The following is a 14,716-nucleotide window of genomic DNA, read 5'->3' on the forward strand; positions in this document are numbered from 1 at the left end:
AAATTACGAATAATTACAGATAAAAAAATGGCTGAACATCATCCACTTGGTGATATTGAATATCTCTCAGAAAACCTGTTAAAAAGTTACTTGCCTGGTTTTCCTATTATCAAGGAATTAGTACAAAATGCTGAAGATGCCAAAGCAACTCGTTTAGACTACGGTTGGATAGAAGGTATTCCCGATGCTACACATCCACTGCTGCGATCGCCTGCCCTTTTCATGTTGGATAATGGTGAGTTCACCAACAAAAATGCAGAATCAATCAGATATATTCTGGGTGGGAGTAGCAAACCAAACCAACAAGACTCCATTGGAAAATTTGGTTTGGGTTTAAAAAGTGTTTTTCATTTATGCGAGGCTTTCTTTTATATTGCACCAGATCCACAAAATTCAGACTACCCTGGGTCTAATATTTTTAATCCTTGGGCTGGAGCAATGAATAAAGATAAATATCATGCAGGTTGGGATCATTTCTTGCCTGAAGATAAAGACTTAATGAAAATGGCCTTACAACAAATACTAGAAAAAAAACATTATCAAGAAAAATGGTTTATTCTATGGATACCTCTCAGACAACGTAGCCATAGAACTATAGAAAATCAAGAAGATAGTGTTCCTCTTTGGATAAAAAATGGTGAAAATGAGTTTTTTGACAAAGACAAAGGTATACCAGATTTTTTAAGCAATAAAGAAACTAAAAAAGAACTGAATATATTAATGACATTGCTAGAAACAGTTAATGAGATTAGTTACTGGGAAAATGATTTAAGTGAACCCAGGTTTGAGATTACAGTTAAACCCACATCACAACGTCGTTGTAGCTTATCCAAATTAGGCCAGAATTCAAAAAATTTAATTAAAGGCCAGATTACTGACGGAGTAAATATTTTAGATTTTTTTGGTCATGAAATAATTTCAGAATCTTCAGAGTTCAATAATCTCGTTAAAAGTTCTGAGTTCCCAGGCAAGTTTAGAAGTATTAAGCCTCACAATGCAATAGTTTTTAGCCGCTTAAATGATAATTTTGCTGATAGCAAACACTCTCTTACTTTGAGAACAGCTGTATTTCTGCCAATAGGAGAAGATCGAGCGATAGAATGTCAATCTCAATACAGTTACTATTTAACTCTACATGGTTACTTTTTTGTAGATTTTGCCCGCACAGGTGTTCTTGGTTGGGATAAAAATTCTTTAAACATCGATAAAAATAAAAAACCAGGAGATGATGATAGGATTTTGCTAGAAAAAGAATGGAATTTTTACCTCTATGAAGTTATTCTGACTTGTATTTTAGACACCTTTGCTAAATTCGTTGATGAAAATAGCTTATCTGAATCTGAAATATCAGAAATTTGTAAAGCACTTCTGAAATCTCAGTTATTTACAAATAGCAGTAACCGTGAGAAAATCTGCCAAAACCAACAGTTTGTTTTATGTATAACTCCCCAAGGTAAGCAATGGAAGTTATTAGATAAAAACATTAAAGTCTTACCACTTCGACAAGTTCCTAATTGGGATTTTTTTCCTAATATAATGGCACTCTCGCAATCATGCAACTATATATTAACTTTATCACACGCCCCTAATCTTCGTTTTGAGAATACAACATTTGATCGATGGAATGATACAGAGATTATATATGCCTTGAGTAATGTATCAGAAGCAAAGATTTTACATAATCATATCGCCATTAACTATCTGGTTTTATTTATCAAAGAATGTTGTCAAAATCCTAGAACTCATAAAATTGAAAGCGATAATGTTCAAAAGCATTTAATCCAATTCGTTAAAAAAGGATTAATTCAGTTAAAGTGGAATGAACTGAATTCAGAAATTAAAAATAGTTTAGAAAATTTAATTACTTTAATTCGAGATTCAGAAGTTTTTTATATAGATGCTTCTGAAAACCTTTTTAAACATATTCTGCAAATCAACGTTAGTAGATTACTGTTGCCAAAATTATTATTTAATTGCAGTCATAATTATAGTTTGAAAGAATTGAATTTTCAAGATGCCAAAACTTTTTTATCAAACCTAAATGATTTGATTACTCGCTGGGAAAAACAAGGAGAAAACACCAAAAATATAGAGCGAATAGTCAAAGATTTTCTTAATTTATCTAAGAATTATATCATTAATATTTTGTCAACAAACCCATATTGGCGATGCCTGATCGGAAGTCAATATCCCCAAAAGACAGCTATTTTTTACTCTTATCACCAATTTCAAGAGTTCAAACGTAAATCTATTTTATTTAAAGAATCTAACAAAAGTTTAATAAATTCATTAGTAGAAGCTACTGAAAATATTCAACCTATTATAGTTGATAGCAAAATAGCTGATTTACTTAAAAATGATGAAAATATTTCTCCTGTCATTTGTAATGTAGATACCTGCAAGAGTAGCTTAAGTAAAACTCCAGCCTTAGCTAAACCCGATCGCCGAAAGCAACTATTAACTGAATTATTAAAGGAGGTACGTTAAATGTTTCTAGAAATTCGTTATTTACTACATGGACAGATTGAGAAATACCATAGCGAAGAAACACTATATATTATTTCAGAATCTGATTCTTTATGGGCAAAATTAACTCAACAGGTTTTATCAATTACAAATGAGTCATGGCGATTAATTCATCCGGCTTTATCGGGGTTAATTTCTGAAGAAAAATTTGATAAATTTGGTATCAGTCGTTTAACTTCTGATGCTGTAATAAAGTTATTAAATAAATTACGAACAGAATCGAGTAATTTTGTTAAAATTTTTGGCAAAATACAACTGAATGATGATGAAAGAAAAGAGATATTGAATGAAATAGGTAAAAATCCTGAAAATAAAAACTTATGGAAATCGCTACCATTGCATAAAACTCTTAAAGGAAATTTAGTCTGCATTACAGAAAATACATATTTGAAAAATTTTCATGAGCAATTTTTGAAAAATTCTGATGAGCAATTGTTGTTGAGTCCAAAATTATTAGAGAAGGTAACTTTAATTAGACATAATTCTAATATTTTACATTTACAAGAAGAAGGGTGGATTCTCCAATGGAATGCTTCTGCTGCAATGAAAGTATTATTGGAATCATTTAATACTCATGATTATACAGAATTAATTTTAAATATTTGGCAGTCTTACCCTGATATTAAACGTGAATATCGTGATAAATTAAAAGAAGCAGCATGGTTAAAGCTATCATCTGGTCAGGCGATCGCTCCTAAACAGATTCTAAAATATCCTGATTATTTGAGGCACTATGAACAGGATTTAATTCAATTAAATGAAGGTTATCATTTACCGTCTAATTTGGTAAGACTTGGATTAAACTATCAATCTATATCTAGTTTATTTAGCGAATGTCTCGAAGAAGATATTTTGCGGGATGTTTTAGAAAGGCAACCATGTTTATATAAAGTAATCCTCATTATAATAGCTAAAAAACCATCGATTTTATCTGGCGAAATCATTTCTCTTCTTAAATCAACCCAGTGGTTGATTACTACTGATAATACACTTGTTAAACCATCTCAGGTTCTCTACATACCTGAATCTGAATTAGAGTCCGAGATACAAAATATTCTTTATGAAGTATCAAATACCGATCTAATAACAGTATCACAACTACACTATGAAATTCGAGATAATCAAAATGCTTTAAAATGGTTAAATAATCAACTCTTCATTAAAGGTAATGAAGTTTTAATAGTTGTTAGTAATATAGTATCTCAATTTACTCAATATTATTTAGGAGATTTTCCAAAAGATGAATTTCCTTTGGACAATGCTTTAGGGGTATTTCGTGGGATTAGTAAGAACATTTTACCTATATGGAAATTAGTTGAGCGAGTAGTAAGAATATTAGGAAAGGAAAATTTTAAACAGTACATATTACCTCATATTTTACAACCTATTGAAGAGTCAAGGCTACTTAATTTATTGGGTTGGCTATCTGAGTCCTTTAAATTCAACGATACAACAGCTATTCAAATTTATAATCAATATCTAGTTCTAGCTGTTAATAGTAAAAATTTTGGTACTGCAATTATACCTAATATATTGTTGCTCAATCGTTTAGGTCAATGGAAATCTCCGAAAGAATTATGTGTTAATATTCCTAATATTGCTGAATCTCATATCTTAGATGCAACACAAGAAGAGATAATAACAAGTTATTTAGATCGAATTTCACAAGCAGAACAGCAACAAATTATTCAACAACAAGATAAAAGACAAGAGCAAGAAAATACAGTAAACTTAGAGCAATATTTTCAAGATTGGCATTATCATGTTTATTCAGAAGCCATCGGTGCCTTTATTTGTTTAATAGCTAAAGATAATCAAAAGCTCAAAGAATTAGCACAAACTCTTTTAAGAAATAGAGATTTTGATTTAGTTTATGATAGATTATTAGGGATAGTATCACCTCGGTCTTTTTCAGTATTTGAATCCGCAGGAAATACAGAACAAGTACCATCTTTAATTAGTGGATATTCTTTCACTGCTAATAAAAAGCAAGGAAGATCTGAAAGTATTTTTGTTAATAAATTGGATCGCCATACCACCAAGTTAATATTATCATCACTTAATCCTTCAGAATATAATAGAGAAGAATTATCTAATTTATTAAAAGAATCTGCTAGAAATTTAATTCAAAATGTTTATCAAGTAACAGATGAAAGTGAACCTTTAGATAGAGTTTGGGCAGGTTTAACGGAATCTGAGCAGCTAGATGTACCAGTAATCCGTAATGTAATTCTGGATAGCGCACCATTTATCATCAAATTTTTAGGAGTTCATAATAAAAATGAACAAATCAATACAATTCTTTTGGAATTAAATAAAGCTGTATCTAAGCGTGAGGAATATCGAACTTACAATAGAGACTTTAGTAGTATCGATCAAAATATTTATAATCTAAAACAACAGCTAGGTAGTATTTTAGAAAAAAATAGCTCAGAAAACACTGCGTCTGATGTTTTATTACAAGCGGTTCGAGACAAAATAAAACAGTACGGTTATCAATTGACAAATATTCCTTTTGAAATATTTCAAAATGCCGATGATGCTTTAGTTGAATTAGAAATGATGGCTCAAGGACAGCCAGTATCAACTGAACGCAAAAAATTTATTATTGAAATTGATAAAAATACTATTACTATGATGTATTGGGGTAGGCCAATAAATTGTTTTGTCCATCCTGACTATCCTTTACATGACTATAGAAGTAAGGGATTTGCACAAGATTTAGAAAAAATGCTATCGTTCAACTATTCCGATAAACAAAATAATAGTAATAATTTAGAAACTTCTGAAGTTACAGGTAAATTTGGATTAGGTTTTAAAAGTGTTCATTTGATTTGTAGAGAGCCTTCTGTCTTTAGTAATCGTATCGCTTTTAAGATTGTTGGCGGGTTAGTTCCTAGTCCGCTGGGAGCGAATCGTGAGAGTAAATCGTTAACTACTTTGCGGGATAAGCTTGAGAGAAAGTTACAGCAATATAATCGAAATATATTTGATGGAACAGCTATATATTTACCCGTTGAAACAAGTGATAAAAGTTCGAGTGGTATATCTGTAGATGATACAATTAAAAGTGGTATATGTGTAGATAATACAATTAAAGAGTTTGAAAAGTTGGTAGGGCTATTACTGATTTTCGCAAAAAGAATTAAAAAATGTTATTTTGTTAAACAGGATGAAACAGTTATAAGTTGGCAACCTCAACATTTATCAGAAGAACAAAGCATTGAAATAGGGGAAGTAAGTATTGGAGAATTTAAAACTAATGCTTTATGCTTAAAGTTAAGTAATTATGGAAATTTTGTAATTACTTTAGATGAAAAAGAAGGTAAATTGCGTGCTTCATTACCTAATGCCATTCCTAATATCTGGGTAACAGCACCAACCCAAGAAAGATTAGGCTTAAGTTTTATAATTAATGCCTCATTTTATCTGAATACAGGTCGAGCAAAAATTATTCCTAATGAGGAAAACGATAAACTCGCAAAAGAACTAGGCGTTCAATTAGGAAATGAGTTATGCAAATTATTTACAATTGCTCAAAATAATTGGGAAGAATTTAAAGAAATTTTACAACTTCGTCGAACAACTCATTATGAATTTTGGAAACTAATTTGGGATGAATTAGCAGTAAAAACATTAAATCAGCAATCTACCCTAATTCGGGAAATACTTTCTGGCAATAAAGGGATGGGATATTTTTTAACTACTTGCCCTGCATTACCTAATGGTTTATGGGGAGATTATCAACAGCTAATTTTAGCTCAAGATATTCGCTATATTGTTGATAATTTCTTGAAAAAAGAGGATATTTTTAATCACGTTTTTCAATGGCAAAGTGTTCGAGATAATTGTGAAAAGCACACGATTATTCATGGTAATGAATGGGATAAATTCCAGCAGCTTATTTCATATTCTCCTATTAAACAACAGTTTAATACAACAAAGCTAAACCTGCTGAAAGTTTTACAATGGCAATTAAACAATTCTCAAGCTGATATCCAAATAGCACAACAGATAGGTCAGTTACTTAATGAAAATAGCTTAGAAGATATTAAACAGAATAGTTTATCAGAATATCAAGAATTAATTCATTGGCTAAGTAGGGTTAGTTTTTTAAGTAAAGCTAAGACTTACCATCATAGCAACAATCTACTAGTTGTGGATAGTAAAGATATAGAAGAAAGGCATTTGTCTGCTTTTGCACCAGATGATTGTGTTTTAAATAAAGATTACCCTTCTAAAGGATTAGAATTTTTCTATGCTTGTCGCCAAGAAAAATTAAGTATCGGAGAAGAAAAATTGATCCAATGGATTAATATGATTGAATTAGAACACCAAAAGTTAGCGGTTAAAGATTATCTGACTTATCTAAAGCTAAAAGATGGTAGTTTATCTTCGGAATTAGAAGATAAATTGAAAAAAATTGATTGGGTAAAAAAGATTATTAATGATCTTAATCTGGGTGAAGTAATAGACACGCAACAACCTGAAACTGAGGGTGTGAAAGATACAACAAAACAAGATGGAACAGGTGACCCGAAATGGGGAGAGCCAGGAGAAAAACTTGCTGAGTTATTCTATAATCAAATTTATAATAATGAAATAAATTATAAACTGGAAAAAAAAGGAGGAAAGGAATACGATCATGACTATTTATTACGTATAAATGGTGAATATTTTAAGATAGAGGTTAAAACTATTAGTAGTAAATCAGTAAGGTTTACTCCTTCTGAATGGAATCAGTTAGCGACTGAAAATAAATTTTACGAATTATTTATTGTTGAACATTCAAAAGGCCACGTTTCTAGAGTTATTAGGATTCAAAATGTTTGGAATACTTTAAATCAAGCATTAAAAAAATTAAAATTACAACCTTTGACAAATGAAAATAAAGATATAGAATCTTTAATTGGTTTACAGAAAGATTCTTCAACAAATGAAAATATGATTATTTTAAATTGGAAAAGACTTATTGATAATTATAAAATAAAAAATGGAAACGATAATATTATGATATATAGCTGCAATGCAGAGCTTATTAAAGGTCAAAAAGATGTAAAATTTAACTCATCGAAAGATTTTAGGCTACAACAGTAGATATTTTTTATGTAGTATTTTTTCCACGCCAAACCATAATTAGCACAAGCAATGCTTAATCGATTTAATAGAAGAATAGCAGATTTTGAGGCAGTCATTGAGTATCTTGAACATTAACACGCCACTACAATCCGCAAGCAATAAAAATCTATGGAATTAATCCAAAATCTAAAATCCAAAATCTAAAATTAAACGCCTGTACCAGCGCGAAAAATTTCCTCTGCGGTGAAATTCAACTCTGGAAAAGTTGGCGATTGGATGCGGTCATTGCCTCGAAATTTACTAATGCGATACTCGCCTTCTTCTAAACAGCAAACAGAAATAGTTGGTTGTTTAGGATTGCCAATAAATTCTCTACCGCCCAAAGCTGCATAATCAACAATCCAATATTCAGGAATTCCCATTTCTTCATAGTCAGCGTATTTTTTTAGATAATCATCACGCCAATTACTACTGACTACCTCAATTACTAAAGAAATTGATGCTGCTTGGGTAACAGTTGATTGTTTTTTCCACAGAGGTTCGTTAACTAAATTAGCAAGATTTAAAACTAGCACATCTGGCGAATAAGCTGATTCGTTCTCAATTGGTTTAACTAATACTGTTTTTGGTATACCATAGGACAAATTAAGGCGACTATATTCTAAAGTAATTTTTGTAGATAAAAATACAACAATCTCTTCATGGTCACCTGTTGGTTGCGGCATTTCAACAACTACTCCATCATATAGTTCGTAACGTTTTCCTGTGTTATCTGGATATTTAGCAACGAATTCATCGAATGTAACTAGTTTGCGTAAGGCTTGAGTCATGGCTTAACTCCTCGAATTCTGAATTAAATTCTGACTTTTTCTTGATTGATATATTTTATTTCAAAAATAGTTGTGAAATTACAACACTAAGTAGCTACTTGTTAACTAAAAGACTACTCAACTTAAGATGTATATGTAGGGTGTCTTGTTGCCAAGCGCCGCACCTTGAATTCTGTAATTTGAGCGATGTCTACGACGATGCTTGTGTCAAACATTAGGTGTAGCGATGGGTAGCCCTTTCAAGGTGCATAAAAATTCTCGACAAGAAATTCCTCAGACTGAGCTTTAAGTATAAATACACGAATAAATTGTATATATTACTTCAATTTTAATTGCGAAACTGTAATATTTAACAACCACTTCTTGAGTAAAAGACTAGAATTTTGGTGGTGGCTTCCAGAATAGATCTGTGTAACACTAGGAAGCCAACAGTCGAGCTATTTGTTAACGGGAGGTCAGGTAATGGCGATCGCCACGATTAATCCCGCCACTGGGGAAACTATTCAAACCTTTGAGCCACTCAATGATGTAGAAATTGACGCTAAACTCGATTTGGCGAATCGGGCTTTTGAAAGCTATCGCCAGACTAGTTTTCAAAAGCGATCGCACTGGTTAGAAAAAGCTGCCGATATTTTAGAGCAAGACAAAGCGGAATTTGCCAAGTTGATGACTCTAGAAATGGGTAAACCTTTGAAAGCTGCCATCGGTGAAGTGGAAAAATGTGCCACTGTCTGTCGTTACTACGCCGAACACGCCCCTGGTTTTTTGGCTGATGTTCCTGTCAAAACCGATGCTAGCCATAGTTTTGTTCGCTATCAACCTTTAGGGGCAATTCTGGCAGTCATGCCGTGGAATTTCCCCTTCTGGCAAGTTTTCCGCTTTGCCGCCCCCGCCCTCATGGCGGGAAATGTCGGCTTACTCAAACATGCTTCCAACGTGCCGCAGTGCGCCTTGGCAATTGAAGAAATTATTCACCGGGCGGGTTTTCCAGAAGGTGTATTTCAAACTTTATTGATTGGGGCTGCTAAAGTCGCCGACTTAATGGCAGATGACCGAATCAAAGCCGCCACCTTAACAGGAAGCGAACCAGCAGGCATATCCCTCGCCATCGCCGCCGGTAAACAAATTAAAAAAACCGTTTTGGAATTGGGAGGAAGCGACCCGTTTATAGTGTTAGCAAGCGCTGATTTAGAAGCAGCAGTTGTCACAGCTACTACAGCGCGGATGTTGAATAACGGGCAATCATGTATTGCAGCCAAACGTTTTATAGTCGCACAAGCGATCGCTGACAAATTTGAAAAATTGTTGTTAGATAAATTCGAGGCGCTGAAAGTGGGCGATCCCATGCAACCAGACACCGATATCGGGCCACTAGCAACTCCTGGCATTGTCCAGGATTTACACCAGCAAGTGCAAACCGCCACCAAAAGCGGCGGCAAAGTCCTCATCGGTGGACATCCATTATCAGATCGTCCAGGAAACTTTTATCCGCCAACCATTATCATAGATATTCCGCCCGACACACCAATTGCCAAAGAAGAATTCTTCGGCCCAGTAGCCATGCTATTTCGGGTTCCAGATATCGATGCTGCCATAAAACTCGCTAATGATACCCCCTTTGGCTTGGGTGCAAGCGCTTGGACAACCAACGACCAAGAACGCCATCGCTTGATTGAAGAAATCCAAGCCGGTAGCGTATTTATCAACGGTATGGTCAAATCCGATCCCCGATTGCCCTTTGGTGGTATTAAGCGTTCTGGATATGGCAGAGAATTGAGTATCCAAGGTATACATGAATTTGTCAATGTTAAAACCGTGTGGGTGAAGTGATAAAAAGTTAGGAGTGAAAAGTTAGGAGTTAGGAGTTAGGAGTGAGGAGTGAGGAGTGAAAAGTTAAGAGTGAGGAGTGAAAAGTTAAGAGTGAGGAACTATTAATTTCAACTCCCAACTCCCAACTCGTAACTCTCAACTCCCAACTCCCAACTCCCAACTCCAAACTCCCAACTCCAAACTCTCAACTCCTAATTCCCAACTCCTAACTCCTAACTCCCAACTCCAAACTCCCAACTCCAAACTCTCAACTCCTAATTCCCAACTCCTAACTCCCAACTCCAAACTCCCAACTCCTAACTCCTAACTCCCAACTCCTAACTCCTAACTTAATATTGTCGCTAGTCAGGAAATAATAATGAATACAGCAGAACTCTTGGTGCAGTGCCTAGAAAATGAAGGAGTACAATACGTTTTTGGACTTCCAGGTGAAGAAAATCTGCACGTTTTAGAAGCACTTAAACATTCTTCGATTCAATTTATTACCACTCGTCACGAACAAGGTGCGGCATTCATGGCGGATGTCTACGGACGGCTAACGGGAAAAGCCGGGGTGTGTCTTTCGACACTCGGCCCTGGGGCTACCAACTTGATGACTGGGGTAGCAGATGCCAACCTCGATGGTGCGCCTTTAGTAGCAATTACCGGTCAAGTGGGAACAGATAGAATGCACATTGAATCCCATCAATATTTAGATTTGGTGGCGATGTTTGCACCTGTGACTAAATGGAATAAGCAAATTGTTAGGCCGAGTATTACACCAGAAGTAGTGCGAAAAGCATTTAAGCGATCGCAATCGGAAAAACCTGGTGCAGTCCACATCGATTTACCAGAAAATATTGCTGCTATGCCTGTAGAAGGCAAACCTTTGCGTAAGGATAATAGCGAAAAAACCTATGCTTCTTTTGCTAGCATTCGAGCAGCCGCCGCAGCAATTTCTCAAGCAGTTAACCCATTAATTTTAGTAGGAAATGGAGCAATTCGCGCTAGAGCTAGTGATGCCGTAACGCAATTTGCTACCTTACTGAATATACCTGTGGCTAATACCTTCATGGGTAAAGGTGTTATTCCCTACACACATCAATTAGCATTGTGGTCAGTGGGATTACAACAAAGAGATTTCATTACATGTGGATTTGATAATACAGATTTAGTAATAGCGATCGGCTATGATTTGATAGAATTTTCTCCCAAAAAATGGAATCGTGACGGCAAAATCCCAGTTGTGCATATAGGGTTAAATCCAGCAGAAATTGATAGCAGTTATATTCCTGATGCCGAAGTGGTGGGAGACATTTCTGATTCCCTCTATGAAATCTTAAAATTAGCAGACCGACAAGGAAAACCCGATCCCTTTGCTATTAGTTTACGAGCAGATATTCGTGCTGATTACGAACAGTACGCCCATGATGACGGATATCCCATTAAACCGCAAAAGTTAATTTATGACTTACGGCAAGTCATGGGGCCAGATGATATCGTCATCTCTGATGTTGGCGCACATAAAATGTGGATGGCGCGTCATTATCACTGTCATAGCCCCAATACTTGTATTATTTCCAATGGTTTTGCCGCAATGGGTATTGCGATTCCTGGTGCATTAGCAGCAAAACTCGTGCATCCCAACCGCAAAATTGTTGCGGTCACCGGCGATGGTGGCTTCATGATGAATTGCCAAGAATTAGAAACCGCTTTGCGTGTCGGTACGCCCTTTGTCACCATTATTTTTAATGACGGTGGCTATGGATTAATTGAGTGGAAACAAGAAAATCAATTTGGCAAAGGAAACTCATCTTTTGTACATTTTGGCAATCCTGATTTTGTCAAATTAGCCGAAAGTATGGGTTTAAAAGGCTACCGAGTGGAATCAGCTTTAGATTTAATTCCCACACTCAAAGAAGCCCTAGCTCAAGATGTACCCGCAGTCATAGATTGTCCAGTAGACTATCGGGAGAATCGCCGCTTTAGCCAAAAAGCAGGCGAATTGAGTTGTACGGTGTGAAAAGTTAAAAGTTAGGAGTTAGGAGTTATTTATTCCTAACTCTTTATTAAGGATGAGTGAGAATAAACAACTTCTAACTCATCATTTATTTTTACTTCTCAGGACTTACGCAATAACTCTCTGAAACTCTTATTTCTCCGTGCCCTCTGCGTCCTCTGCGGTAGCCTGCGGCAAGCCGCTCCGCGTCTACGATTTTCGGTTACCTGTGCCTAATCCTGTAAGAGTTAAAGAAACCATTTGTATCAAAATTTATTAAAACCAGCAGAACGGCGATAAAGCAACCAGATAAACAGGGGTGAACCCAGCAAGGCGGTGACGGAACCTACTGGTAGTTCTACTGCTCCTAATCTAGAGAGTAAATCTGCAAAGGTGAGTAACCATGCACCGGCAAGGGCGGAAAGTGGCAACACAAAGCGGTGGTCTGTGCCAACGAGGAGGCGGACACCGTGAGGGACAACAAGACCGACAAATCCAATTAAGCCGCTGATGCTGACTGCACCTGCGGCTAATAATGTGGCGACACCACCAATTAAAAGGCGCGATCGCGTTAATGAAATTCCCAATCCCACAGCTAAATCATCTCCCAAAGCCAACACGTTCACCGATCGCGCCAACAAGCATCCCCCCACTAATGCAACTATGATGTAAGGACTAGCAGTGGAAATTTCTTGCCAACCCCGGCCATTCAGGCTACCAACTAACCAACTCAAAGCAATTTGAATTTGACCGTCTTCTGCTAACAACAGCAAGGTGCTTTGCACTGCACCAAACAATGAACTAATAGCCACACCTCCTAAAATCAATCGCTCCACTGAAATTCCTGACCCGGCACGACCGAGTAAAATTACGATGGCCGAAGTCAAGATTGCACCTATCCAAGCAGCTAGAGGGATGGCAATGGGAAATATTTGCCAGACAATCATCAAAATTACAATTAACCCTGCACCCGCAGAAATTCCCAGAATAAAAGGATCGGCAAGACTATTGCGTAACATTCCTTGCAGTAATGCTCCCGACATCCCCAAAGCAGCACCGACAATCAGAGCCGCACAAATGCGCGGTAAACGCAAATCCCAGAGAATTATCTGTTTAGCCGGATCGCCTTGGTGAAGAATCGCTTGCCAAAACTCAGACATACTCAAAGGTACTGCTCCTTGGGAAAGCGATAGCCCTAGCGTCACCACCAGTCCTATAGCCAAGAGCAAAACAGCCCAAATTACTCGGTATTCAGTGAAAATCCTCTGAAATAGTCTTTTCATATACAGGGGGTGGGGAGGTGGGGAGACAAGGGAGACAAGGGAGACAAGGAAAATGGGTAGGGGAGAATAATAACTCCCCAGTCAACAGTCAACAATCAACAGTCAACAGTCAACACTTCCTTCTACCCATACGCACCGTTGGGGAGAAATCCTAATAGTTGCTTTAATTTTGGATCTGCTTGTTCGTAGCAGTGACTAGGCATTTGATAGTTCATAAAAGGTGCATATTTGTGTCCAACCAGTCTTTTGGCATAGGTAATCTGCGTAATGTAGCGAGTGATAGAGGAAGAGTTTCTAGAGCCTCTATGCCATACCTGATTGTTAAAACAAACGGCAGAACCCATTCCTCCTAAACAGCTGTAAATTTGGTCTTCATATCCTGAAATATTGCCGTCACATAACTTACCAAACAAATGAGATCCTGGAATAACTTGGGTGGGGCCATTTTCTTGGGTTAATACATCCGTCAGGTAGTAATTCACTGTAAATGCAAGAACATTCAAGCGAATGTTAGTTAAGGGTTTGCCATCAAGTGAAAGTGCATGGGGTGTGTCGTCTTGATGCCATGCATTTTTAGCTAATCCGTCAGTTTCTGGGGGAATTTTAAATGAGTTATTGTGAATAACATGAATTATATTAGCATTAGGAATACCATCATCCATTGAGTAGCCTTTTCCATTTGCTCCACCAATTAAATGTTCTGCAAATGTGACCATTGGCTCTAAGGCAAAAAGATTTAAATTTTGCTGAGAATGCTCGAACATTCGCTTCATTATTTTCTTGGATTTTTGATAATTTTTACCTTCACTTTGCTTGAGAATTTCATCTAAATCATTTTTTAGTACTTCGCATTGTTCTGGTGTCAACACATTTTCAATCACCAGAAATCCGTTAGCATGAAAATACTCAATCCATTGATTTAATTGCTCTGTAGTTGGCTGTTTACCACTGAGATATTCAGACATTTTATTGCTTGACTTTTATTGATATTAATATACCAAATATACTTTTTTTAACCCATGTTTTGCAGTTTGAAGGGCAATTTGTAAAATTTGAGTATCTCAAATTCTTAAGTTATGAAAACTTACGCAACTGACAAAGGGCGATCGCTAGTAAGTAAGTCGGTGAAATAAAACCAAACTATGTAAAGAAAAGTAAATAAGGCTCAAACTCTTTCTCCCCCTGCTCCC

7 protein-coding genes are annotated in these 14,716 nt (G+C 36.1%); 4 read left to right on the top strand and 3 right to left on the bottom strand.

Annotated features, from left to right (window positions below):
- The first annotated feature begins 27 nt into the window (after positions 1-27).
- On the top strand, positions 28-2,487 hold the full coding sequence (locus tag GNE10_RS05825) for a sacsin N-terminal ATP-binding-like domain-containing protein (RefSeq protein WP_185564058.1): 2,460 nt from the start codon (positions 28-30) through the stop codon (positions 2,485-2,487).
- Entirely contained in the window at positions 2,488-7,623 is a 5,136-nt protein-coding gene (locus tag GNE10_RS05830) for a hypothetical protein (RefSeq protein ID WP_185564059.1), read from the top strand.
- Between the two features lie 188 nt (positions 7,624-7,811).
- On the opposite strand, the gene GNE10_RS05835 is transcribed toward GNE10_RS05830, so the two are convergent.
- Positions 7,812-8,435: a Uma2 family endonuclease gene (locus GNE10_RS05835; protein WP_185564060.1), complete on the bottom strand. Its 624-nt coding sequence runs from the start codon at positions 8,433-8,435 to the stop codon at positions 7,812-7,814.
- Between the two features lie 462 nt (positions 8,436-8,897).
- On the opposite strand from GNE10_RS05835, the gene GNE10_RS05840 reads away from it, so the two are divergent.
- Together GNE10_RS05840 and GNE10_RS05845 are read left to right on the top strand one after the other, a co-directional pair.
- Entirely contained in the window at positions 8,898-10,265 is a 1,368-nt protein-coding gene (locus GNE10_RS05840; RefSeq protein ID WP_185564061.1) for an NAD-dependent succinate-semialdehyde dehydrogenase, read from the top strand.
- Positions 10,266-10,623: 358 nt separating this feature from the next.
- Complete coding sequence (locus GNE10_RS05845) at positions 10,624-12,267, top strand: acetolactate synthase large subunit (protein ID WP_185564062.1); 1,644 nt, start codon at positions 10,624-10,626, stop codon at positions 12,265-12,267.
- A 242-nt stretch (positions 12,268-12,509) separates the two neighbouring features.
- Here GNE10_RS05845 and GNE10_RS05850 read toward each other — a convergent pair whose 3' ends face one another.
- Entirely contained in the window at positions 12,510-13,526 is a 1,017-nt protein-coding gene (locus tag GNE10_RS05850; RefSeq protein ID WP_185564063.1) for an iron ABC transporter permease, read from the bottom strand.
- Between the two features lie 122 nt (positions 13,527-13,648).
- Positions 13,649-14,491 (bottom strand): phytanoyl-CoA dioxygenase family protein, encoded by an 843-nt coding sequence (locus tag GNE10_RS05855; RefSeq protein ID WP_185564064.1) that lies wholly within the window; start codon positions 14,489-14,491, stop codon positions 13,649-13,651.
- Positions 14,492-14,716 lie beyond the last annotated feature (225 nt).

Origin of the sequence: Nostoc sp. 2RC (genome assembly GCF_014222165.1) — a bacterium.
In the GTDB taxonomy this organism is placed as follows: domain Bacteria; phylum Cyanobacteriota; class Cyanobacteriia; order Cyanobacteriales; family Nostocaceae; genus Nostoc; species Nostoc linckia.

What these genes read in the sequence shown, in the direction of transcription:
- GNE10_RS05825 (WP_185564058.1), top strand. Translation starts at nt 28, where the DNA reads ATGGCTGAACATCATCCACTTGGTGATATTGAATATCTCTCAGAAAAC.
- GNE10_RS05830 (WP_185564059.1), top strand. Translation starts at nt 2,488, where the DNA reads ATGTTTCTAGAAATTCGTTATTTACTACATGGACAGATTGAGAAATAC.
- GNE10_RS05835 (WP_185564060.1), bottom strand. Translation starts at nt 8,435, where the DNA reads ATGACTCAAGCCTTACGCAAACTAGTTACATTCGATGAATTCGTTGCT.
- GNE10_RS05840 (WP_185564061.1), top strand. Translation starts at nt 8,898, where the DNA reads ATGGCGATCGCCACGATTAATCCCGCCACTGGGGAAACTATTCAAACC.
- GNE10_RS05845 (WP_185564062.1), top strand. Translation starts at nt 10,624, where the DNA reads ATGAATACAGCAGAACTCTTGGTGCAGTGCCTAGAAAATGAAGGAGTA.
- GNE10_RS05850 (WP_185564063.1), bottom strand. Translation starts at nt 13,526, where the DNA reads ATGAAAAGACTATTTCAGAGGATTTTCACTGAATACCGAGTAATTTGG.
- GNE10_RS05855 (WP_185564064.1), bottom strand. Translation starts at nt 14,491, where the DNA reads ATGTCTGAATATCTCAGTGGTAAACAGCCAACTACAGAGCAATTAAAT.